Source organism: Aureibaculum koreense (genome assembly GCF_034296135.1).
Taxonomy (GTDB): Bacteria; Bacteroidota; Bacteroidia; order Flavobacteriales; family Flavobacteriaceae; genus Aureibaculum.
Genome location: NZ_JAXKVV010000003.1, coordinates 33803 through 56263, shown reverse-complemented (window position 1 = coordinate 56263; position 22461 = coordinate 33803). Strand labels below are relative to the sequence as shown.

Below are 22461 nucleotides of genomic sequence, written 5' to 3'. Positions count from 1 at the left end.
CACCTGTTTGTAGAAACAGATTTTATTTATACATTTGCACACTCTTAAAAATAGAGGTTTTACAAAAACAAAAACAATAATTAATTTATATGCCAACTATACAGCAATTAGTACGCAAGGGAAGAACCCAAATAACTAAGAAGAACAAATCGGCTGCATTAAATTCTTGTCCACAAAGAAGAGGCGTATGTACACGTGTTTATACTACTACACCAAAAAAACCAAACTCTGCTATGCGTAAAGTAGCGAGGGTAAGGTTAACTAACGGTAATGAGGTAAATGCATACATACCTGGTGAGGGCCATAATTTACAAGAGCACTCGATAGTATTAGTTAGAGGAGGAAGAGTAAAAGATTTGCCTGGAGTAAAATATCACGTAGTTCGTGGTGCTTTGGATACTGCAGGGGTTGAAGGACGAACACAAAGACGTTCTAAATACGGAACGAAACGTCCTAAGAAATAATTTTAACACTTTAATGTAAGAAGTAATGAGAAAAAGAAGTGCAAAGAAAAGACATTTATTACCAGATCCAAGATTTCAAGATCAACTGGTAACTCGTTTTGTAAATAATTTAATGAAAGACGGTAAGAAGTCTGTTGCTTTTAAAGTTTTTTATGATGCTATGGATATAGTTGAGGAGAAAAAGCAAGATGAAGAAAAAACTGCTTTAGAAGTTTGGAAAGAAGCATTATCTAATGTTATGCCACATGTAGAAGTGAGAAGTAGAAGAGTAGGTGGAGCAACATTTCAAATACCAATGCAGATTAGACCGGACAGAAAAGTTTCTATGGCTATGAAGTGGATGATTTCATATTCTAGAAAACGAAATGAAAAATCAATGGCCCAACGCTTGGCAAATGAAGTTTTGGCTGCGGCTAAAGAAGAAGGGGCTGCGGTTAAGAAAAGAACTGATGTTCATAAAATGGCAGAAGCAAATAAAGCATTTTCACACTTTAGATTTTAGTAGATGGCACAAAGAGATTTAAAATATACAAGAAATATAGGTATTGCTGCTCACATCGATGCTGGTAAAACGACAACTACTGAGCGTATATTATTTTATACGGGCGTAAATCATAAGATTGGAGAAGTGCACGATGGTGCTTCTACAATGGACTGGATGGAGCAGGAAGCTGAAAGAGGTATTACCATCACTTCTGCAGCTACAACTTGTACTTGGCAATTTCCTTTAAAAAACGGACAACCAGTTGAAGATACTAAGGGTTACCATTTTAATATTATTGATACTCCTGGTCACGTTGATTTTACAGTTGAGGTAAATAGATCCTTAAGGGTACTTGACGGATTGGTATTTTTGTTCTCAGCTGTTGATGGTGTTGAGCCACAATCTGAAACAAACTGGAGGTTAGCCGATAATTACAAAGTGCCAAGAATTGGTTTTGTTAATAAAATGGATCGTCAAGGCTCTAATTTCTTGATGGTAAATCAGCAGGTAAAAGAAATGCTAGGTTCTAATGCAGTTCCTATCGTATTGCCAATTGGAGATGAGGCTGATTTTAAAGGTGTGGTTGATTTAGTTAAAAACAGAGCAATTATATGGCATGAGGACAATATGGGAGCTACTTTTGATGTAGTTGACATTCCTGTAGAAATGGTTGATGAAGTGAAAGAATATAGAGCTGCTTTGATAGAAGCGGTTGCTGAGTATGATGAGGTATTGATGGAAAAATTCTTTGAAGATGAAGATTCTATTACTGAAGATGAAGTACATGCTGCATTAAGAGCTGCGGTTATGGATATGTCTATCATACCTATGATATGTGGTTCTTCATTTAAGAATAAAGGTGTACAGTTTTTGTTAGATGCGGTTTGTCGTTATTTACCCTCTCCAATAGATAAAGATGCTATTGTAGGTACTGATCCAGATTCTGGAAATGAAATTTCTAGAAAACCTGATGTATCTGCTCCTTTTTCTGCTTTAGCTTTTAAAATTGCTACGGATCCATTTGTTGGTCGTTTGGCTTTCTTTAGAGCATATTCTGGAAGATTAGATGCAGGTTCTTATGTCTTGAACAATCGTTCTGGGAAAAAAGAGCGTATATCACGTATTTATCAAATGCATGCTAATAAGCAAAAAGCATTAGATTATATTGAAGCTGGAGATATTGGTGCAGCAGTTGGATTTAAAGATATTAAAACTGGTGACACTTTAACGGATGAAAAACATCCAATTATTTTGGAAAGTATGGACTTTCCAGATCCGGTAATTGGTATTGCAGTTGAACCTAAAACAAAAGCTGATATTGATAAATTGGGAATGGCGTTGAGCAAATTGGCTGAAGAGGATCCTACATTTACAGTAAAAACTGATGAAGCTTCTGGTCAAACCATTATTTCCGGTATGGGCGAGCTTCACTTAGATATTATTGTTGATAGACTTAAACGTGAATTTAAAGTTGAGGTTAATCAAGGTCAACCACAAGTTGAATATAAAGAAGCATTGACAAGAACCGCAGATCATAGAGAGGTTTACAAAAAACAATCTGGTGGTCGTGGTAAGTTTGCCGATATTGTCTTTACAATGGAACCCGCCGAAGAAGGTAAACAAGGATTGGAGTTTATCAATGTAATCAAAGGTGGTAATATTCCTAGGGAATTTATCCCTGCTGTTGAAAAAGGATTTAAAGAGGCGATGAAAAATGGACCGTTGGCTGGTTTCGAAATGGATTCAATGAAAATTACATTAAAGGATGGTTCTTTCCACCCTGTGGATTCTGACGCATTATCTTTTGAACTAGCTGCAAAAATTGGATACAAATCTGCTGCAAAAGCCGCTAGAGCTGTATTAATGGAGCCTATTATGAAATTAGAGGTGTTGACACCAGAAGAAAATATGGGTGATATTGTTGGTGACTTAAATAGAAGAAGAGGTCAGGTTGGTAGTATGTCTGATAGAGCTGGGGCAAAAGTAATCAAAGGTGAGGTGCCATTATCTGAAATGTTTGGTTATGTTACTTCTTTGAGAACATTATCATCAGGTAGAGCAACTTCAACAATGGAATTTTCACATTATGCTGAAACACCTTCAAATATAGCTGAAGAGGTAATCAAAAACGTAAAGGGTTAATTTACTAAATAGATAAAGATGAGTCAGAAAATTAGAATAAAATTAAAGTCTTACGATCATAATTTAGTAGATAAATCTGCTGAGAAAATCGTAAAAACGGTTAAAAGTACTGGTGCAGTTATCAATGGACCAATTCCATTACCAACGCACAAAAAAATATTCACGGTATTACGTTCACCACACGTAAATAAAAAATCTAGAGAACAATTTCAATTAAGTTCTTACAAAAGATTATTAGATATTTATAGTTCATCATCAAAAACAATTGATGCTTTAATGAAGCTAGAATTGCCAAGTGGTGTTGAAGTAGAAATTAAGGTATAACCTTAATTGCCATTCCCGCATAAGCAGGAAAACATGTCCCGAGCGGTTGACGAGGGAAAAACGGAAAAAAATACATTCAGGGTTGAAGTATTTTGACCCTTTTTTTTGAAATAAAGTTAGTAATAATAAATAAACAATTGACAGCAGGTTCGGTTTCAATTTTTGAAATCTAAGACCGGAAGTCTAAAATCTAAATTAAAATGTCTGGGTTAATAGGAAGAAAAATTGGAATGACCAGTATTTTTGATGACAACGGGAAAAATATTCCTTGTACGGTTATCGAAGCAGGTCCTTGTGTAGTTACCCAAGTCAGAACCAAAGAAGTAGATGGCTATGAAGCCATTCAATTAGGTTTCGATGACAAAGCAGAAAAGCAGACAACTAAAGCGTTAAAAGGACACTTTAAAAAGGCTGGTACTACTGCTAAAAATCGAGTTGCCGAATTTCAAGGTTTTGAGGAGGAGTACAAATTAGGTGATACAATCACAGTAGAGCACTTTGTAGAAGGTGAATTTGTCGACGTGGCAGGTACATCAAAAGGTAAAGGTTTTCAAGGTGTTGTTAAACGTCACGGTTTTGCCGGTGTCGGTCAAGCAACTCATGGTCAGCACAACCGTTTAAGAGCTCCCGGTTCTATCGGTGCGGCATCATATCCTGCAAGAGTATTTAAAGGAATGAAAATGGCCGGAAGAATGGGTGGTGAAAAAGTGAAAGTTGAAAATTTAAGAGTTTTAAAAGTAATTCCAGAAAAGAATCTTTTAGTTATAAAAGGTGCAGTTCCTGGACATAAAAACGCTTACATAACTATTCAGAAATAATGAAAGTAGAAGTAATAGATATCAACGGGAAAAAAACTGGGAGAAAAGTTGAACTTTCAGATGCTATTTTTGCAATAGAGCCAAATAAACATGCAGTTTATTTAGATGTAAAGCAATTTTTAGCAAATCAGAGACAAGGTACACATAAAGCTAAGGAAAGAGCTGAAATTAAAGGTAGTACTAGAAAGATCAAGAAACAAAAAGGTACAGGTACAGCACGTGCAGGTTCAATAAAGTCACCAATCTTTAGAGGTGGGGGTAGAATATTTGGACCTAGACCAAAAAATTATGGTTTTAAATTAAATAAAAATTTAAAACGTTTGGCTCGTCAATCTGCCTTATCTATCAAAGCTAAAGACAATAATATTGTTGTACTTGAAAACTTTGAATTTGATGAACCAAAAACCAAGAATTTCACAAATGTTTTAAAAGCTCTAGAACTGGAGAATAAAAAATCTTTGTTTGTGTTGGATGCTTCAAATAAAAATGTATATTTGTCCTCTCGCAATTTGAAAGGCACTAGCGTTGTAAACGCTTCAAGATTAAGCACTTACAACATGCTTAATGCAAATAAAATTGTACTTTCAGAAGGAAGTATAGAAGAAATTGAATCAAATCTTAGCAAGTAATAGCATGAGTATTTTAGTAAAGCCAATTATTACGGAGAAAGCAAACGACCTAAGTGAATTGCATAATAAATTCACTTTTCAGGTTGATAAGCGTGCAAATAAGATAGAAATCAAAAATGCTATAGAAAAGGCTTATGGCGTAACTGTTAACAAAGTAAGAACAATGAACTACCCTGTAAAAAGGAATACAAAGTTTACTAAAAAGGGTGTTGTTACAGGAAAAATAGGAGCTTACAAAAAAGCTGTTATTGAGTTAGCAGAAGGTGATAACATTGATTTTTATAGCAATATTTAAGACGAAAAAAGATGTCATTAAGAAAATTAAAACCAGTAACACCGGGTCAACGTCATAAAGTACTAAATACTTTTGAGTCGATTACGACTGATAAGCCAGAGAAAAGCTTATTAGCACCGCATAAAAGATCAGGTGGTAGAAATAGTGGAGGAAAGATGACCATGCGTTATTTGGGCGGTGGTCATAAAAAGAGATACCGTATTATCGATTTTAAAAGAGATAAAGATGGAATTCCGGCTACTGTAAAAAGTATTGAATATGACCCTAATCGTACTGCATATATAGCATTGCTTAATTATGCTGACGGTGAAAAGAGATACGTAATTGCACAAGCAGGATTGCAGGTTGGACAAACGGTTATATCTGGAGAAAAAGCTACACCAGAAGTTGGTAACGCTATGCTTCTAAAGGATTTGCCGTTAGGTACTGTAATTTCTTGTATAGAATTACATCCTGGTCAAGGAGCAGTTATTGCTCGTAGTGCGGGTTCTTTTGCCCAGTTAATTGCAAGAGAAGGTAAGTATGCAACGATAAAATTGCCATCTAGTGAAATTAGATTGATTCTATTGACTTGTAAAGCAACTATTGGTGTTGTTTCAAATTCAGATCATCAACTTGAAGTTTCTGGTAAAGCTGGTAGAACAAGATGGAAAGGAAGAAGACCAAGAACTAGACCTGTGGTTATGAATCCAGTAGATCATCCAATGGGTGGTGGTGAAGGTAAATCTTCAGGTGGACATCCAAGATCTAGAAATGGTATTCCTGCAAAAGGATATAAAACACGTTCTAAGACCAAAGCGAGTAATAAATATATCATAGAACGTAGAAAAAAATAAGAGAAAGATATGGCACGTTCATTAAAGAAAGGACCTTACGTTTTCCATAAATTGGAAAAGAAAGTACAAAGCAATATAGATTCTGGTAAAAAATCGGTTATCAAAACATGGTCAAGAGCCTCAATGATAACTCCTGATTTTGTTGGGCAAACAATTGGAGTGCACAACGGTCGTCAGTTTGTACCAGTTTATATTACTGAAAACATGGTAGGTCATAAATTAGGAGAATTTTCACCAACACGTTCTTTTAGAGGACATGCAGGTGCAAAAAACAAAGGTAAAAGATAAGCAATGGGAGTTCGAAAAAAATTAAGAGCACAGCAGCTTAAGGAAGAACGCAAAACTAAATTTTTTGCGAAGTTAAACGGTTGTCCTACATCGCCTAGAAAAATGCGATTGGTAGCCGACCAAATTAGAGGTGTTGATGTTGAAAAAGCATTAGCTATTTTAAAATTTAGTCCAAAAGAAGCTGCACGTAATTTAGAGAAGTTAACATTATCTGCAATTGCCAATTGGCAAGCAAAGAACGAAGATGCAAATATTGAAGATGCAGGTTTGTTTATAAAAGAAATTTATGTTGACAGTGCGGCAATGTTAAAAAGACTTAGACCGGCTCCACAAGGTCGTGCACATAGAATAAGAAAACGTTCAAATCATGTTACTATGATATTAGGAGAAAAAAACAATACAAGCAATTCGTAAATAGTATGGGACAAAAAACTAATCCAATAGGAAATCGTTTAGGAATTATCAGAGGATGGGAATCTAACTGGTACGGTGGAAATGATTATGGCGATAAGCTTGCAGAAGATGATAAAATAAGAAAGTACATACATACTAGGTTGTCAAAGGCTAGTGTATCAAGGGTAATTATAGAGCGTACGCTTAAATTAATTACGGTTACCATTACCACTGCCCGTCCGGGAATTATTATTGGTAAAGGAGGTCAAGAAGTAGATAAATTAAAAGAAGAGCTTAAGAAAATTACAGGTAAAGAAGTTCAAATAAATATTTTTGAAATTAAACGTCCTGAATTAGATGCATTTTTAGTAGCGTCGAGCATTGCACGTCAAATTGAAAATAGAATTTCGTATAGAAGAGCAATAAAAATGGCTATTGCAGCAACAATGCGAATGAATGCAGAGGGTATTAAAGTGCAGATTTCTGGTAGATTAAATGGAGCTGAGATGGCTCGCTCGGAAGGTTATAAAGAAGGAAGAATTCCATTATCAACTTTTAGGGCAGATATTGATTACGCTTTAGTTGAAGCACATACAACTTATGGTAGAATAGGTGTTAAAGTGTGGATAATGAAAGGTGAAGTATATGGTAAAAGAGAATTGTCACCATTAGTTGGTTTGTCTAAAAAGCAAGGAAAAGGTGGTCAAAAAGGTGGAGGAAGAAAACCTCAAAGAAGAAAATAATTTTTTAAAGTTTTAAGAAATGTTACAACCAAAAAGAACGAAATATCGTAAAGTACAGAAGGGCAAAGGGAACATGAAAGGGAATGCCCAAAGAGGTCATAGGCTCTCTAACGGTATGTTCGGTATAAAAGCTTTAGAGCAAGACTTGCTTACATCACGTCAAATTGAGGCTGCTCGTATTGCTGCAACACGTTATATGAAAAGACAAGGTAGTATTTGGATTAAAATTTTTCCAGACAAACCGATTACCAAAAAACCTTTAGAGGTTCGTATGGGTAAAGGTAAAGGTGCTCCTGAATATTTTGTTGCTGTAGTAAAACCAGGAAGAATTTTATTTGAAATTGGAGGTGTACCAATTGAAACAGCGAAAGAAGCTTTGAGATTGGCTGCACAAAAATTACCGGTAAAAACAAAGTTTGTTATCGCAAGGGATTATGACGAAAACGAGGCTTAAAAGTTTAAAAAGATGAAACAATCAGAAATTAAAGAATTATCTGTAGCAGATATACAAGAGAAATTGGCAAGTGTAAAGAAGAACTATACAGATCTTAAAATGGCACATGCTATATCACCTCTAGAAAACCCGATTCAACTGAGAGATTTAAGAAAAACAGTTGCAAGACTAGCCACAGAATTAACTAAAAGAGAAGTACAATAATTGTATTCGTATTTACAAGATGGAAAAAAGAAATCTTAGAAAAGAAAGAATAGGAGTTGTTTCGAGTAACAAAATGGAGAAATCTATTGTAGTTAGCGAAGTTTCAAAAGCCAAACACCCTATGTACGGAAAGTTCGTTATTAAGACGAAGAAATATGTTGCACATGACGAAAAAAACGACTGCAATGAAGGTGATACTGTAAAGATCATGGAAACAAGACCTTTAAGTAAAACCAAACGTTGGAGATTAGTAGAAATCTTAGAAAGAGCTAAATAATTATGTTACAACAAGAATCAAGATTAAAAGTAGCTGACAATACCGGGGCAAAAGAAGTACTGGTTATAAGAGTGTTAGGCGGAACAAATAGACGTTACGCTTCTGTTGGCGACAAAATAGTAGTTTCGGTAAAACATGCTACACCTAACGGTACAGTTAAAAAAGGACAAGTTTCTAGAGCAGTTGTTGTACGAACAAAAAAAGAAGTACGTCGTAAAGATGGATCTTATATTAGATTTGACGATAACGCATGTGTATTGTTAAATCCAACAGAAGAAATGAGAGGAACCCGTGTTTTTGGGCCGGTAGCTAGAGAACTTCGTGAAAAACAATTCATGAAAATTGTATCACTAGCACCTGAAGTGCTTTAAATTTATAGATGATGATAAAGATCAAAGTTAAAACAGGAGATACAGTTAGAGTAACAACTGGAGAAGATAAAGGTAAAGAAGGAAAGATTGTTAAAATTCTTAAAGACAAGAATAAAGCAATTGTTGAAGGCGTAAATATGGTATCAAAACATACCAAACCTAGTGCTCAGAATCCCCAAGGTGGAATTTCAAAATTTGAAGCTCCTATCCATATTTCTAACATTATGTTAGTTGAAAATGGTAATACCGTAAAAGTTGGATATAAAATAGAGGGCGACAAAAAAGTGAGATTCTCTAAAAAATCAAAAGAAATAATTTAGTTATGGCATACGTACCTAGACTTAAAGAGGAATATAATAACAGAATAAAAGCTGCTTTAACCGAAGAGTTCGGCTATAAAAATGTAATGCAAGTACCTAAATTACAAAAAATTGTAATTAGTAAAGGTGTTGGTGCAGCTGTAGCTGATAAGAAATTAATCGATTATGCTCTTGATGAAGTAACAAGAATTTCAGGACAGAAGGCAATCGCTACAATGTCCAAAAAGGATGTTGCATCGTTCAAATTGCGTAAGGGTATGCCAATTGGCGTTAAAGTTACCTTACGTGATCAAAAAATGTACGAATTCTTGGATAGATTAGTAACTGCTTCGTTACCGCGTGTTAGAGATTTTAGAGGTATAAAATCAACAGGTTTTGATGGTAGAGGCAACTATAATTTAGGAATTACAGAACAAATTATTTTTCCTGAAATAGATATTGATAAGGTGAACAAGATCAGTGGTATGGATATTACTTTTGTAACCTCTGCAAATACTGATAAAGAAGCAAAATCATTATTAACCGAATTAGGATTACCCTTTAATAAAAATTAAGAGATGGCTAAAGAATCAATGAAAGCCCGTGAGGTTAAGAGAAGAAAAATGGTAGCAAAATATGCTGAAAAACGTAAGGCTTTAAAAGAAGCTGGTGATTACGAAGCATTACAGAAACTACCTAAAGATGCTTCACCAGTTCGTTTGCACAATCGTTGTAAAATAACTGGAAGACCTAGAGGATATATGAGAACTTTTGGTATTTCGCGTGTTACTTTTCGTGAAATGGCAAATCAAGGTTTAATCCCAGGCGTTAAAAAAGCAAGTTGGTAAAATTATAAATTGGTTTCAGGTTTAATCATTTGTATTAAAAACCAAAACCGTAATTAAATAAATATGTACACAGATCCTATTGCAGATTATTTAACAAGAATTAGAAATGCAGCAAATGCAGGTCTTAGGGTTGTTGAAATTCCAGCTTCTAACTTAAAAAAAGAAATGACCAAGATTTTATTTGACCAAGGTTATATTTTAAGCTATAAGTTTGAAGAAAATAAAGTTCAAGATAATATTAAGATTGCTTTGAAATATGATAAAGATTCAAAACAACCTGTTATCAGGAAAATAGAAAGAATTAGTAAACCAGGTTTACGTAAATATGTAAATGCTTCCGAATTGCCAAGAGTTTTAAATGGTCTTGGTATTGCTATAGTTTCTACCTCTAAAGGGGTAATGACTAACAAAAAGGCTCAACAAGAAAATGTTGGTGGAGAAGTTTTATGTTACGTTTACTAATAAAGAATAAGAAATGTCAAGAATAGGAAATAATCCAGTAGCAATTCCAGAAGGAGTTACCGTTGATGTTAAAGAAAATATAGTTACTGTTAAAGGAAAATTAGGGGAATTAACTCAAGAGTTTTCTAATGTAACCATTAAAGTTGAAGACGGTAATATTTTAGTTACACGTCCTTCAGATAGTAAGGAAGACAAGGCAAAGCATGGTTTGTACAGATCTCTTATGTTCAATATGATTGAAGGTGTATCTAAAGGCTGGACTAAAGAATTAGAATTGGTTGGTGTAGGTTATAGAGCAAGTCACCAAGGGCAAAAATTAGATTTAGCTTTGGGTTACTCTCATAATATTGTATTGGACTTGGCTCCAGAAGTTAAAGTTGAAACAGTATCAGAGAAAGGTAAAAACCCTATAGTAAAGTTAACTTCTTTTGACAAACAATTGGTTGGGCAGGTTGCCGCTAAGATTCGTTCTTATCGTAAACCAGAACCTTACAAAGGAAAAGGAATTAAATTTGTAGGAGAAGAATTAAGAAGAAAAGCAGGTAAATCTGCATAATAAATAGATATTATGGCATTATCAAAGCTACAAAGAAGACAGAGAATTAAGCAAAGAATTAGAAAGATTGTTTCTGGTACTGCTGAAAAGCCAAGGCTTTCAGTTTACAGAAGCAATAAAGAAATCGATGCTCAATTAATAGATGATATTACTGGCAACACGTTGGTTGCGGTATCATCAAGAGATAAAAAGATTGCTGCCAAAGGCACAAAAACGGAAGTGGCCGCCGCGGTAGGTAAAGCATTAGCTGAAAAAGCAACAAAATCAGGAATTGAAAAAGTTGCTTTTGATAGAAATGGATATTTATACCACGGTAGAGTTAAAGCTCTTGCGGATGGAGCGAGAGAAGCAGGATTAAAATTTTAATTAAGATTTATGTATCAAAAATACGGAAACGTTGAACACGTAAAACCAAGCGGATTAGATTTAAAAGATCACTTGGTAGGAGTACAAAGGGTTACTAAAGTAACAAAAGGTGGTAGAACATTTGGTTTCTCGGCAATTGTTGTTGTTGGTAACGAAAACGGTGTTGTAGGTCATGGTCTTGGAAAGTCTAAAGATGTTGCTTCTGCTATCGCAAAGGCCATTGAAGATGCTAAGAAAAATTTAATAAGAATACCTATTATTAAGAATACGATACCACACGAACAAAAAGGAAAATATGCGGGTGCTAAAGTATTTTTAAAACCTGCTACCAATGGTACTGGTGTAATTGCTGGTGGTGCTGTGCGTATGGTATTGGAATCGGTTGGTGTACATGATGTATTATCAAAATCACAAGGTTCTTCTAACCCTCATAACGTGGTAAAAGCAACATTTGATGCTTTATTACAAATGCGTGACGCCAATACAATAGCTAAGGAAAGAGGAATTTCTTTAAATAAAGTTTTTAACGGATAAACCAAAGGGGCGATGAAAAAAATTAGAGTAAAACAAGTGCGTAGTAAAATCAGACGACCTCAAGATCAAAAAAGAACGTTAGAGGCGTTGGGTTTACATAAATTGGATCAAGTTGTTGAGCATGATGCTTCGCCAGCTATCCTTGGAATGGTAAATAAAGTTAAACACTTAGTTTCTGTAGAGGAAGTTAAATAAGATAACGATATGGAATTAAATAACTTAAGACCTGCTAAAGGTGCAGTTAAAAGTAAAGCGAAAAGAATAGGTAGAGGTCAAGGATCTGGTAAGGGTGGTACTGCTACCAGAGGTCATAAAGGGGCTAAATCTCGTTCAGGTTATTCTAAAAAGATAGGTTTTGAAGGTGGTCAAATGCCAATTCAACGTCGTTTACCCAAATTCGGTTTTACAAACATCAATCGAAAAGAGTATGCGGTTATCAATTTAGATACGTTACAAGAAATGGTCGATAACGGAAGTATTAAAGATACGGTGACGTTCGAAACCTTGGTTAATAATGGTGCAGTTGGAAAAAATGACTTGGTGAAGATATTAGGTAGAGGGGAATTAAAGGCAAAATTAGATATTACTGTGCATAAATTTACTGCATCGGCAAAAGAGGCCATTGAAAAAGCAGGAGGTAAAGCAGTAACATTATAAGAAATAAATGAAAAAATTTATAAGTACCATACAAGATATTTGGAAAATTGAAGAGTTAAGAAATAAGATTATCTTAACACTTGGGTTAATGGTGGTGTACCGTTTAGCGGCACAGATACCATTACCAGGTATTGATCCTCAACAATTATCTGGTTTGGCGAGTACAACAAGTGGTAACAACCTTTTAGGGTTGTTAAATGCTTTTACAGGTGGAGCATTTGCTCAAGCTTCTGTAATGGCCTTGGGTATTATGCCTTATATTTCTGCTTCAATTGTTGTGCAGTTAATGGGTATAGCTGTACCTTATTTACAAAAATTACAGAAGGAAGGGGAAAGTGGACGTAAAAAAATAAATCAAATTACCCGTTGGTTAACAATTGGTATTTTGGTAATTCAGGCTCCCGCATATATTTTAAGTTTACCTAGTTTAGGTATTCCTGAGTCAGCATTTTTATTAGGTAGAGGTCCAATGTTTATGTTTTCTTCCATTTTATTGTTAACTACGGGTACTATTTTTGCCATGTGGTTAGGTGAGAGAATTACTGACAAAGGTATTGGTAACGGTATATCATTATTAATTATGATAGGTATTATTGCCACTTTGCCTTCAACTTTTATGCAAGAATTTACGTCAAGGGTAACACAATCTAACGGAGGGTTATTAATGATTTTAATAGAGGTAATTCTATGGTTAGTAGCTATATTGGCTTGTGTGTTCTTGGTAACCGCGGTTAGACGAATTGCAGTACAATATGCAAGACGTACCGTTGCAGGAAATGTACAAGATGCAGCAGGGGCTAGACAGTATATTCCGTTAAAAGTGAATTCATCTGGGGTTATGCCAATTATATTTGCACAAGCATTGATGTTTGTACCAGGTCTATTATCACAGTCTGGAAATGCAACTGTTCAATCAATCGGGATAGAATTCCAAGATATGTTTGGTTTATGGTATAATGTAGTATTTGCAATTTTGATAATTATATTCAGTTATTTTTATACTGCAATCACTATTCCTACCAATAAAATGGCAGATGATTTAAAAAGAAGTGGTGGGTTTTTACCAGGTATAAGACCTGGAAAAGAAACAGCAGATTATTTAGATACGATTTTATCGAGAATAACCTTGCCAGGATCAATATTTTTAGCTCTACTGGCTATATTGCCAGCTTTTATTGTAAAAGCAGGTGTGCAACCAGGATGGGCTATATTTTACGGAGGAACATCATTGTTGATTATGGTTGGTGTGGCCATAGATACAATTCAACAAATAAATTCACACTTATTAAATCGTCATTATGATGGTTTAATGAAAACAGGAACTAAAAGAAAATCAGTAGCATAATATGGCAAAACAAAAAGCAATAGAACAAGACGGAACAATTATAGAAGCATTATCAAATGCTATGTTTCGAGTTGAACTAGAAAATGGTCATATTGTTACCGCACATATTTCAGGTAAAATGCGAATGCACTATATTAAATTGTTACCTGGAGATAAAGTAAAATTAGAAATGAGTCCTTATGATTTAACTAAGGCTCGCATAACGTACAGATACTAAAAATATAACGATGAAGGTAAGAGCATCAGTAAAAAAGAGAAGTGCCGACTGCAAAATAGTTCGCAGAAAAGGTAGATTATATGTAATCAATAAAAAGAATCCTAGATTTAAACAAAGACAAGGATAATTATGGCAAGAATAGCAGGTATTGACATACCAAAAAACAAAAGAGGAGTTATTTCATTAACTTATATTTACGGTGTTGGTAGAAACAGAGCTAAGGAAATCTTAGCAAATGCGAAAGTTGACGAAAGCACTAAAGTTCAAGATTGGACTGACGATGAAATCAGTAACATTAGAGAACAAGTAGGTACTTATACTATTGAAGGTGAATTGCGTTCAGAAACTCAAATGAACATTAAACGATTAATGGACATTGGTTGTTATAGAGGTATTCGTCATAGATCTGGTTTACCTTTAAGAGGTCAAAGAACTAAAAATAATTCTAGAACTAGAAAAGGTAAAAGAAAAACTGTTGCAAATAAAAAGAAAGCAACTAAATAATTTATATCGGTTAATAGTTTTCGGCTAAAATTATAATATAATTCGCTGACCAACTACTACCACCAATGACTATTAATTATGGCAAAAACAAGTTCAAAAGCAAGTTCAAAAAAACGTAAAGTTGTTGTTGATGCTATTGGTGAAGCTCATATTCAGGCTACATTCAATAATATCATCATTTCTTTAACCAATAAAAAAGGAGATGTGATTTCTTGGTCTTCTGCGGGCAAGCAAGGGTTTAGAGGTTCTAAAAAGAACACACCTTATGCTGCACAAACCGCTGCTGAAGATTGTGCTAAAGTAGCACATGAAGCTGGGCTGAGAAAAGTAAAAGTTTATGTAAAAGGTCCAGGTAATGGCAGGGAATCTGCTATTAGAACCATACATAATGCTGGTATTGAAGTAACAGAGATTATTGATGTTACACCTTTGCCACACAACGGATGCCGTCCTCCAAAAAGACGTAGAGTATAAATTGAGTTAATTTCAATTGCTCTGAAATAATACTGAATACAATTTAGTAACTGTTAATATAATATTTAATCAATTAAAAGGAACTATAGATTATCGAAGGATAAGCCTTAATTCATAATCCCTTTTATAAAACAAACGAAATGGCAAGATATACAGGACCAAAAACTAAAATTGCTCGTAAATTTGGCGAGGCAATCTTCGGAGATGACAAATCATTCGAAAAAAGAAATTACCCACCGGGACAACATGGTAACAACCGTCGTCGTGGTAAAAAATCTGAATATGCTGTCCAGTTAATGGAAAAGCAAAAAGCAAAATACACTTACGGAATTTTAGAGCGTCAGTTTAGAAATTTATTCGAAAAAGCTTCTAGAAGTAGGGGTATTACTGGTGAAATTTTGTTACAGTTATGTGAGTCTAGGTTAGATAACGTAGTTTACAGATTAGGTATTTCGCCATCACGTAGTGGAGCTCGTCAATTAGTATCACACAGACATATTACTGTTAACGGAGAATTGGTTAACATTCCTTCATATTCTTTAAAAGAAGGTGATGTTATCGGAGTTAGAGAAAAATCTAAATCTTTAGTGGCTATTGAAAACTCATTGGCTAACAATAGTGCAGTATATGAGTGGTTAAACTGGAATGGAGATACTATGCAAGGTACTTTTGTAACTGTACCTGAGAGAATTCAAATACCAGAAAATATTAACGAACAGTTTATTGTAGAATTATACTCTAAATAATTAAAGAAAGTAATTGAACTTATGGCAATATTAAATTTTCAAAAACCCGATAAAGTAATAATGATAGAATCTACCGATTTTGAAGGTAGATTTGAATTCAGACCTTTAGAACCAGGTTATGGTTTAACTGTTGGTAATGCATTACGTAGAGTTTTATTATCTTCTTTAGAAGGTTACGCAATTACATCTTTAAGAATTGAAGGTGTTGAGCATGAATTTTCTACGGTAAAAGGTGTTGTAGAAGACGTTACTGAGATGGTGTTAAACCTAAAACAAGTTCGTTTTAAACAACAGATTGAAGAAACAGAAAATGAGACTGTAACCGTTACCGTAACAGGTAAAGATCAATTAACTGCAGGAGATTTTCAAAATTTTATTTCAGGATTTCAAGTGTTAAATCCTGATTTGGTAATCTGTAATATGGAAAAATCAGTTAAACTTGATTTAGAATTTACCATTGAAAAAGGTAGAGGCTTCGTATTATCAGAAGAAAATAAAAAATCAAATGCTCCTCTAGGAACAATATTTACCGATGCTATCTTTACACCTATAAAAAATGTAAAATATGCAGTTGAGAACTTTCGTGTGGAACAAAAAACGGATTATGAAAAACTGATCTTTGATATTGTTACCGATGGTTCCATAAACCCTAAAGATGCATTAACTGAAGCTGCAAAAATATTAATCCATCACTTTATGTTATTCTCTGATGAGCGTATTACATTAGAAGCTGATGAAATTGCACAAACAGAAACTTATGATGAAGAATCACTTCACATGAGACAGTTGTTGAAAACAAGATTGATTGATATGGATCTTTCAGTAAGAGCTTTAAATTGTTTAAAAGCTGCTGAAGTTGATACATTAGGCGATTTAGTATCTTTCAATAAAAACGATTTAATGAAATTCAGAAATTTTGGTAAAAAATCATTAACTGAACTAGATGAGTTAGTGAATGTAAAAGGACTAACTTTCGGAATGGACTTAAGCAAATACAAGTTAGACAAAGAATAAAAAAATATAGATTTAGAAATAGAGGTTTTTGATTTATAAAGCACAAAACCCTCACAGCTAAAATCTAATATATAAAATAAGATGAGACACGGAAAGAAATTTAACCATTTAAGTAGAAAAACTGCTCATAGAAAAGCAATGTTAGCTAATATGGCATGTTCTTTAATAGAGCATAAGCGTATTAATACTACTGTTGCTAAAGGTAAAGCATTAAGACAGTTTGTAGAACCTTTAATAACTAAATCTAAATCTGATACTACTCACAATAGAAGAGTTGTTTTCAGTTATTTAAGACAAAAAGAGGCAGTTTCAGAATTATTTAGAGAAGTTGCAACTAAGGTTGCTGACAGACCAGGTGGTTACGTACGTATTATCAAATTAGGTAATCGATTGGGTGATAACGCTGATATGGCTATGGTAGAATTGGTTGATTATAATACCACCTATAATCCTAATGGTAATAAAAAGAAAACTACCAGAAGAAGTAGAAGAGGCGGTAAAAAAGCTAATGTTGTTCCGCCAGTACCAGTAGCAGATAAAAAAGCTTCTAAATCTGAAGAGGAAGAATAGAATGTTAATAAACATTAAATATAAAAAGGATAAGCTAGTTTAGTTTATCCTTTTTTTTATATTATTTTTGGTGCATAAAGGACATTTAAAAAATATGATTAACTCCAACCGATGTATGAATTTAAAAAAATAGTCGGTTTGTGACTGTTTAATATGTTTTAAAAATAAACTAATCAATGAAATATCAAACAAGAAAAAAGGCAATTGTTCTACTGGCTGACGGAACTATTTTTGAAGGAAAATCTATAGGTATTGAAGGCTCTTCTACAGGGGAAATCTGTTTTAATACGGGCATGACGGGTTATCAGGAAATTTTTACCGACCCTTCATATTATGGGCAGTTAATGGTAGCCACCAATGCACATATAGGTAATTATGGTGTTAACGATAAAGAGGTGGAGTCCGAAGGCATAAAAATAGCCGGATTAATATGCAGAAATTTTAGTTTTGATTATTCTCGACCTGATGCCGATGGCTCCTTAAAAGATTGGTTTGAAAAGCATAATTTAATAGCCATTTCTGATGTTGATACAAGAGCTTTGGTAACTTACATTAGGGAAAACGGTGCAATGAACGCAATCATTTCTACTGAAGTAAATGATATTGAAAAGTTAAAAGAACAATTGGCAGAAGTACCTAATATGGATGGATTGGAGTTGGCCTCTAAAGTATCAACCCAAAAACCATATTATGTTGGTAATAAAAGTGCAAAATACAAGATATCAGCCTTGGATATAGGCATCAAAAAGAATATTTTAAGAAATTTAGAAAAGAGAGACGCTTATATAAAGGTATTTCCATATAATGCAACTTTTGAAGAAATGAATAGCTTTAGTCCCGATGGTTATTTCTTGTCAAATGGGCCAGGAGATCCTGAACCGTTGGTTGAAGCCCAACAGGTCGCTAAAGAAATTATTGATAAAAATTTACCGTTGTTCGGTATTTGTTTAGGGCATCAAGTAATTGCACTGGCCAATGGTATTAGCACTTATAAAATGCATCATGGCCACAGAGGGATAAATCATCCAGTAAAAAATATGATATCTGGCAAAGGAGAAATTACTTCACAAAATCATGGTTTTGCAATCAATAAAGAAGAAACTGAAAAAAATCCAAATGTAGAAATTACGCACATACATTTAAATGATGATACCGTTGCAGGCATTCGCATAAAAGACAAAAAGTGTTTTTCTGTCCAATATCATCCAGAGGCTAGTCCTGGACCTAATGATGCCGAATATCTTTTTGATCAATTTTTTGAAATGATTGAAAATTAGGAATTGGAAGTTGACCTGCAAGGTCTCCAAGACCTTATAGGTCTAATCGCTCAGCGAAAACGTTGTCGTATAAATAGTCGATTTCAATCATAAAGACGCTGGCAATTTCGTAACTTTACGCTGTAGTAATCCACAGAAAAAATAAAAATAATCAATAAATAAAAAGATCATGAGCATTATAATTAACATTCACGCACGTCAAATTTTTGATTCAAGAGGAAACCCTACCGTAGAGGTAGATGTGGTTACAGAAAGTGGAATTTTAGGCAGAGCTGCCGTACCTTCGGGAGCTTCAACGGGAGAGCATGAAGCTGTTGAATTACGTGATGGAGACTCAGCCTATATGGGTAAAGGTGTATTAAAAGCTGTTGCCAATGTTAATGATAAAATTGCTGAAGAATTAATAGGCAGTTCCGTATTTGAACAAGCTTTGATCGATAAAACAATGATAGATTTAGATGGTACGCCAAACAAATCAAAATTAGGAGCCAATGCCATTTTAGGTGTTTCTTTGGCGGTGGCTAAAGCCGCAGCTAACGAATTGGGCATGCCTCTTTATCGTTATGTTGGTGGTGTTTCGGCAAAAACTTTACCAGTACCAATGATGAATATAATTAATGGTGGTTCACATTCAGATGCTCCGATCGCTTTTCAAGAGTTTATGGTTATGCCGGTTAAGGCTAAGAACTTTACTCAGGCATTACAAATGGGCACAGAAATTTTTCATCACCTAAAAAAAGTGTTACATGACAGGGGTTTAAGCACAGCTGTGGGTGACGAAGGTGGATTTGCACCAAACCTAGCGGGTGGTACGGAAGATGCTTTGGACACTATAGCAAAAGCGGTTTCTAATGCAGGATATAAGCTTGGTGACGAAATTATGATCGCTTTAGATTGTGCCGCTGCTGAATTTTATAAAGATGGAAAATATGATTATAAAAAGTTTGAAGGAGATTCAGGCGTAGTTAGAACATCAGAAGAGCAAGCTCAATATTTAGCAGATTTATCCTCTAAATATCCTATCATTTCCATAGAAGATGGTATGGACGAGAATGATTGGGACGGTTGGAAAGCATTGACTGATAAAATTGGCGATAAAGTACAGTTGGTCGGTGATGATTTATTCGTAACCAATGTTGAAAGATTGGGTAGGGGAATTGAAAACGGAATTGCAAATTCAATTTTAATTAAAGTAAACCAAATAGGTACGCTTACGGAAACTATAGCAGCTGTAAATATGGCTAAAGATGCAGGCTTTACTTCGGTTATGAGTCACCGTTCTGGTGAGACAGAAGACAATACCATTGCTGATTTGGCGGTTGCCTTAAATTGTGGTCAGATTAAAACAGGTTCAGCTTCTCGTTCCGACAGAATGGCAAAATACAATCAATTGTTGCGTATTGAGGAAGAATTGGGAGATGTTGCCTATTACCCGCAACAAAAGGCATTCAAGGTTAAATAATTTGTTTACATACTGTAAAAAGCGGTAATATTGTTTAACCGCTTTTTTTATGCTCTTTTCATAAATAATTTATAGTAATTTTTGTAAATTAGCCTTATTCAATTATTTAACAAAATCTACACAATAATATGTCTGACAAAGCAACTTTAGCGGTAAACGGTAAATCTTACGAATTCCCCATTATAAAAGGTACAGAGGATGAACTGGCCATAAATATTAGCTCACTTCGAGGGAGTACTGGCGGTTTGATAACTTTAGATCCAGGTTTTAAAAATACGGGTTCATGTGAGAGTGCCATTACTTTTTTAGATGGTGAAAAAGGAGTTTTACGCTATAGAGGTTATGCTATTGAAGAACTAGCCGAAAAAGCAGATTTTTTGGAAGTGGCTTACTTGCTTATTTTTGGAGAATTGCCAAATTCTGAACAATTGGAAAAATTCCATAACGATATTAAAGAACAATCAGTTGTAGATGAAGATGTTAAAAAAATTTTAGATGCCTTTCCTAAATCAGCACATCCTATGGGTGTGTTATCTTCTCTAACAAGTGCGTTAACTGCATTTAATCCAATTTCAGTTGATATCAGCTCTGAAGAAGCCATGTATAAAGCGATTGTAAGGATATTGGGTAAATTCCCTGTATTAGTGGCTTGGACTATGCGTAAAAAAATGGGATTACCTTTAAATTATGGTAGTAAATCGTTGGGTTATGTAGAAAACGTATTACGAATGATGTTTAGACAACCTAATGAAGAATATATTTTAAACCCCATCGTAGTGGAAGCGTTGGACAAACTATTGATTTTACATGCTGATCATGAGCAAAATTGTTCTACAAGCACAGTACGAATAGCTGGTTCCTCTCACGCAGGATTATTTGTTTCTTTGGCTTCGGGAATTTCAGCCCTTTGGGGGCCATTGCATGGCGGTGCAAACCAAGCGGTTATTGAAATGCTGGAAGCCATAAAGGAGGACGGAGGCGATACCAAAAAATATATGGCCAAAGCAAAGGATAAAAACGACCCTTTCCGATTAATGGGCTTTGGACACAGGGTATATAAGAATTTTGATCCTAGAGCAAAGATTATTAAAAAAGCGGCAGATGCTATTTTAGATGATTTAGGTATTGAAGACCCTATACTAGATATAGCCAAAGGATTGGAAAAAGAAGCTTTAGAAGATAAATATTTTGTAGATAGAAAACTCTATCCAAACGTCGATTTTTATTCAGGTGTTATTTACCGTGCTTTAGGCATTCCAACAGATATGTTTACAGTGATGTTCGCTTTAGGCCGCTTGCCAGGATGGATTGCCCAGTGGAGAGAAATGCGTCTTAATAAAGAACCTATTGGCAGACCCCGTCAAATATATATTGGTAAAACGCTCAGGTCTTTTGTTCCTTTAGATAAAAGATAAATTTTTTAAAATAGTGTGTATGCCGTTTTTTCCATATTTTTGGATAAAATGGCATTTTCTTTTTGATACTATGATAAAGTTGAATATACAAAATGAAACTTCCCGATTAAGGGCGGTGGTTTTGGGCATTGCACACAATAATGGAACCACACCTACTTTTGAAGAAGCCTATGACCCTAAATCACGGGAGCATATTTTAGCGGGAACTTATCCTAAAGAAGAAGATATGGTAAATGAGATGGAAGCTTTTTCAAAAGCCTTAAAAAAGTATGACGTTAAAGTATATCGACCACATGTTCTAGAAGGTGTAAATCAAATTTTTGCTAGGGATATTGCTTTTGTAATCGAAGATAAATTTATAAAATCGAATATATTACCTGATAGAGAAAGGGAAATTGAGGCAATTGAACATGTAATTGCTCAGATCGACCCTAAAAAGGTAATCAAATTTGCGGAAAAAGTACATGTAGAAGGCGGAGATGTAATGCCTTGGAACGAATATATTTTTGTGGGCATTTATACTGGCGAAGATTATCCTGATTTGATTACGGCACGTACTAACCGCCATGCAGTTGAAGCCTTACAAGAATTATTTCCTCATAAAAAAGTAAAGTCTTTTGAATTACGGAAATCCAATACCAAGGCCAAAGAAAATGCTTTGCATTTAGATTGTTGTTTTCAGCCTGTTGGTAAAGATAAAGCCATTTTGCACAAAAACGGATTTTTAATTGAAGATGAATACAATTGGTTGGTCAATTATTTTGGTCTTGAAAATATTTTTGAAATTACCAAAGAAGAAATGTATAACATGAACAGCAATATTTTTTCCATTTCTGAAAGGGTAGTGGTTTCTGAACAAAATTTTACTAGATTAAATACATGGTTACGCCAACAAGGTTTTATAGTTGAAGAAATTCCGTATGCCGAAGTTGCCAAACAAGAAGGATTGTTACGATGTTCCACAATGCCGCTAATTCGAGGTTAACAGCATTA

The 22461-nt window shown here is 34.6% G+C and carries 36 protein-coding genes; all 36 read left to right on the top strand.

Features of this window, described 5'->3' with window-relative positions; all coding sequences use genetic code 11:
- Positions 1 to 89 precede the first annotated feature (89 nt).
- The 36 genes from rpsL to UMM65_RS03885 all read left to right on the top strand — a co-directional run bounded on the left by rpsL (position 90) and on the right by UMM65_RS03885 (position 22453).
- Complete coding sequence (gene rpsL, locus UMM65_RS04060; RefSeq protein ID WP_117879401.1) at positions 90 to 464, top strand: 30S ribosomal protein S12; 375 nt, start codon at positions 90 to 92, stop codon at positions 462 to 464.
- Between the two features lie 25 nt (positions 465 to 489).
- Positions 490 to 966, top strand: coding sequence for a 30S ribosomal protein S7 (gene rpsG, locus UMM65_RS04055; protein WP_321975197.1), 477 nt, complete (start codon positions 490 to 492; stop codon positions 964 to 966).
- Positions 967 to 969: 3 nt separating this feature from the next.
- Positions 970 to 3090: an elongation factor G gene (gene fusA / locus UMM65_RS04050; RefSeq protein ID WP_321975196.1), complete on the top strand. Its 2121-nt coding sequence runs from the start codon at positions 970 to 972 to the stop codon at positions 3088 to 3090.
- 18 nt (positions 3091 to 3108) lie between these two features.
- A complete protein-coding gene (rpsJ, locus tag UMM65_RS04045) occupies positions 3109 to 3414 on the top strand; it encodes a 30S ribosomal protein S10 (RefSeq protein WP_117879398.1) in 306 nt (101 codons plus the stop codon).
- A gap of 200 nt (positions 3415 to 3614) precedes the next feature.
- Positions 3615 to 4232 (top strand): 50S ribosomal protein L3, encoded by a 618-nt coding sequence (gene rplC / locus UMM65_RS04040; protein WP_321975195.1) that lies wholly within the window; start codon positions 3615 to 3617, stop codon positions 4230 to 4232.
- The gene (gene rplD / locus UMM65_RS04035) at positions 4232 to 4861 is read left to right on the top strand and encodes a 50S ribosomal protein L4 (RefSeq protein WP_321975194.1); all 630 of its coding nucleotides are present in this window, start codon (positions 4232 to 4234) and stop codon (positions 4859 to 4861) included. Before rplC ends, rplD begins: the two co-directional genes overlap by 1 nt.
- 4 nt (positions 4862 to 4865) lie before the next feature.
- Positions 4866 to 5156, top strand: a complete 291-nt coding sequence (gene rplW, locus UMM65_RS04030; RefSeq protein WP_321975193.1) for a 50S ribosomal protein L23 — start codon at positions 4866 to 4868, stop codon at positions 5154 to 5156.
- Between the two features lie 11 nt (positions 5157 to 5167).
- Positions 5168 to 5992 (top strand): 50S ribosomal protein L2, encoded by an 825-nt coding sequence (gene rplB, locus UMM65_RS04025; RefSeq protein WP_321975192.1) that lies wholly within the window; start codon positions 5168 to 5170, stop codon positions 5990 to 5992.
- A gap of 9 nt (positions 5993 to 6001) precedes the next feature.
- Positions 6002 to 6280 carry a 30S ribosomal protein S19 gene (rpsS, locus tag UMM65_RS04020; RefSeq protein ID WP_321975191.1) on the top strand — a complete coding sequence of 93 codons (279 nt, stop codon included), beginning with the start codon at positions 6002 to 6004 and terminating at the stop codon, positions 6278 to 6280.
- Positions 6281 to 6283: 3 nt separating this feature from the next.
- Positions 6284 to 6694, top strand: a complete 411-nt coding sequence (rplV, locus tag UMM65_RS04015; RefSeq protein ID WP_321975190.1) for a 50S ribosomal protein L22 — start codon at positions 6284 to 6286, stop codon at positions 6692 to 6694.
- Positions 6695 to 6699: 5 nt separating this feature from the next.
- Positions 6700 to 7416 carry a 30S ribosomal protein S3 gene (rpsC, locus tag UMM65_RS04010; protein ID WP_321975189.1) on the top strand — a complete coding sequence of 239 codons (717 nt, stop codon included), beginning with the start codon at positions 6700 to 6702 and terminating at the stop codon, positions 7414 to 7416.
- Between the two features lie 19 nt (positions 7417 to 7435).
- On the top strand, positions 7436 to 7870 hold the full coding sequence (rplP, locus tag UMM65_RS04005) for a 50S ribosomal protein L16 (protein WP_321975188.1): 435 nt from the start codon (positions 7436 to 7438) through the stop codon (positions 7868 to 7870).
- Between the two features lie 12 nt (positions 7871 to 7882).
- Positions 7883 to 8074 carry a 50S ribosomal protein L29 gene (gene rpmC, locus UMM65_RS04000; protein WP_321975187.1) on the top strand — a complete coding sequence of 64 codons (192 nt, stop codon included), beginning with the start codon at positions 7883 to 7885 and terminating at the stop codon, positions 8072 to 8074.
- Positions 8075 to 8093: 19 nt separating this feature from the next.
- Positions 8094 to 8351 carry a 30S ribosomal protein S17 gene (gene rpsQ / locus UMM65_RS03995; RefSeq protein WP_321975186.1) on the top strand — a complete coding sequence of 86 codons (258 nt, stop codon included), beginning with the start codon at positions 8094 to 8096 and terminating at the stop codon, positions 8349 to 8351.
- Positions 8352 to 8353: 2 nt separating this feature from the next.
- Positions 8354 to 8722 carry a 50S ribosomal protein L14 gene (rplN, locus tag UMM65_RS03990; protein WP_123896350.1) on the top strand — a complete coding sequence of 123 codons (369 nt, stop codon included), beginning with the start codon at positions 8354 to 8356 and terminating at the stop codon, positions 8720 to 8722.
- A gap of 11 nt (positions 8723 to 8733) precedes the next feature.
- Positions 8734 to 9042, top strand: coding sequence for a 50S ribosomal protein L24 (gene rplX, locus UMM65_RS03985; RefSeq protein ID WP_321975185.1), 309 nt, complete (start codon positions 8734 to 8736; stop codon positions 9040 to 9042).
- A 2-nt stretch (positions 9043 to 9044) separates the two neighbouring features.
- On the top strand, positions 9045 to 9596 hold the full coding sequence (gene rplE, locus UMM65_RS03980) for a 50S ribosomal protein L5 (RefSeq protein ID WP_321975184.1): 552 nt from the start codon (positions 9045 to 9047) through the stop codon (positions 9594 to 9596).
- 3 nt (positions 9597 to 9599) lie between these two features.
- Positions 9600 to 9869: a 30S ribosomal protein S14 gene (gene rpsN, locus UMM65_RS03975; RefSeq protein ID WP_321975183.1), complete on the top strand. Its 270-nt coding sequence runs from the start codon at positions 9600 to 9602 to the stop codon at positions 9867 to 9869.
- 63 nt (positions 9870 to 9932) lie between these two features.
- Positions 9933 to 10331, top strand: a complete 399-nt coding sequence (rpsH, locus tag UMM65_RS03970) for a 30S ribosomal protein S8 (RefSeq protein WP_321975182.1) — start codon at positions 9933 to 9935, stop codon at positions 10329 to 10331.
- Positions 10332 to 10344: 13 nt separating this feature from the next.
- On the top strand, positions 10345 to 10887 hold the full coding sequence (gene rplF, locus UMM65_RS03965; RefSeq protein WP_321975181.1) for a 50S ribosomal protein L6: 543 nt from the start codon (positions 10345 to 10347) through the stop codon (positions 10885 to 10887).
- Positions 10888 to 10899: 12 nt separating this feature from the next.
- Positions 10900 to 11253, top strand: coding sequence for a 50S ribosomal protein L18 (gene rplR, locus UMM65_RS03960; protein WP_321975180.1), 354 nt, complete (start codon positions 10900 to 10902; stop codon positions 11251 to 11253).
- 9 nt (positions 11254 to 11262) lie between these two features.
- Positions 11263 to 11787 (top strand): 30S ribosomal protein S5, encoded by a 525-nt coding sequence (gene rpsE / locus UMM65_RS03955; protein ID WP_321975179.1) that lies wholly within the window; start codon positions 11263 to 11265, stop codon positions 11785 to 11787.
- A gap of 12 nt (positions 11788 to 11799) precedes the next feature.
- A complete protein-coding gene (gene rpmD, locus UMM65_RS03950) occupies positions 11800 to 11982 on the top strand; it encodes a 50S ribosomal protein L30 (protein ID WP_321975178.1) in 183 nt (60 codons plus the stop codon).
- A 9-nt stretch (positions 11983 to 11991) separates the two neighbouring features.
- On the top strand, positions 11992 to 12444 hold the full coding sequence (gene rplO / locus UMM65_RS03945; protein WP_321975177.1) for a 50S ribosomal protein L15: 453 nt from the start codon (positions 11992 to 11994) through the stop codon (positions 12442 to 12444).
- A 7-nt stretch (positions 12445 to 12451) separates the two neighbouring features.
- Complete coding sequence (gene secY, locus UMM65_RS03940) at positions 12452 to 13789, top strand: preprotein translocase subunit SecY (RefSeq protein WP_321975176.1); 1338 nt, start codon at positions 12452 to 12454, stop codon at positions 13787 to 13789.
- 1 nt (position 13790) lies between these two features.
- Positions 13791 to 14006 (top strand): translation initiation factor IF-1, encoded by a 216-nt coding sequence (infA, locus tag UMM65_RS03935; protein WP_321975175.1) that lies wholly within the window; start codon positions 13791 to 13793, stop codon positions 14004 to 14006.
- Between the two features lie 10 nt (positions 14007 to 14016).
- The gene (ykgO, locus tag UMM65_RS03930) at positions 14017 to 14133 is read left to right on the top strand and encodes a type B 50S ribosomal protein L36 (RefSeq protein ID WP_013305171.1); all 117 of its coding nucleotides are present in this window, start codon (positions 14017 to 14019) and stop codon (positions 14131 to 14133) included.
- A 2-nt stretch (positions 14134 to 14135) separates the two neighbouring features.
- Positions 14136 to 14510 (top strand): 30S ribosomal protein S13, encoded by a 375-nt coding sequence (gene rpsM, locus UMM65_RS03925; protein WP_321975174.1) that lies wholly within the window; start codon positions 14136 to 14138, stop codon positions 14508 to 14510.
- 78 nt (positions 14511 to 14588) lie between these two features.
- The gene (gene rpsK / locus UMM65_RS03920; RefSeq protein ID WP_117879374.1) at positions 14589 to 14984 is read left to right on the top strand and encodes a 30S ribosomal protein S11; all 396 of its coding nucleotides are present in this window, start codon (positions 14589 to 14591) and stop codon (positions 14982 to 14984) included.
- Positions 14985 to 15124: 140 nt separating this feature from the next.
- Complete coding sequence (gene rpsD / locus UMM65_RS03915; RefSeq protein ID WP_321975173.1) at positions 15125 to 15730, top strand: 30S ribosomal protein S4; 606 nt, start codon at positions 15125 to 15127, stop codon at positions 15728 to 15730.
- A gap of 21 nt (positions 15731 to 15751) precedes the next feature.
- On the top strand, positions 15752 to 16744 hold the full coding sequence (locus tag UMM65_RS03910; RefSeq protein WP_321975172.1) for a DNA-directed RNA polymerase subunit alpha: 993 nt from the start codon (positions 15752 to 15754) through the stop codon (positions 16742 to 16744).
- An 81-nt stretch (positions 16745 to 16825) separates the two neighbouring features.
- A complete protein-coding gene (gene rplQ, locus UMM65_RS03905; RefSeq protein WP_321975171.1) occupies positions 16826 to 17314 on the top strand; it encodes a 50S ribosomal protein L17 in 489 nt (162 codons plus the stop codon).
- A gap of 176 nt (positions 17315 to 17490) precedes the next feature.
- Positions 17491 to 18591 (top strand): glutamine-hydrolyzing carbamoyl-phosphate synthase small subunit, encoded by a 1101-nt coding sequence (carA, locus tag UMM65_RS03900; RefSeq protein WP_321975170.1) that lies wholly within the window; start codon positions 17491 to 17493, stop codon positions 18589 to 18591.
- Positions 18592 to 18760: 169 nt separating this feature from the next.
- Complete coding sequence (gene eno / locus UMM65_RS03895; protein WP_321975169.1) at positions 18761 to 20053, top strand: phosphopyruvate hydratase; 1293 nt, start codon at positions 18761 to 18763, stop codon at positions 20051 to 20053.
- Between the two features lie 128 nt (positions 20054 to 20181).
- Positions 20182 to 21468 (top strand): citrate synthase, encoded by a 1287-nt coding sequence (locus tag UMM65_RS03890; protein ID WP_321975168.1) that lies wholly within the window; start codon positions 20182 to 20184, stop codon positions 21466 to 21468.
- Between the two features lie 70 nt (positions 21469 to 21538).
- Entirely contained in the window at positions 21539 to 22453 is a 915-nt protein-coding gene (locus tag UMM65_RS03885) for a dimethylarginine dimethylaminohydrolase family protein (RefSeq protein ID WP_321975397.1), read from the top strand.
- Positions 22454 to 22461: the final 8 nt, after the last annotated feature.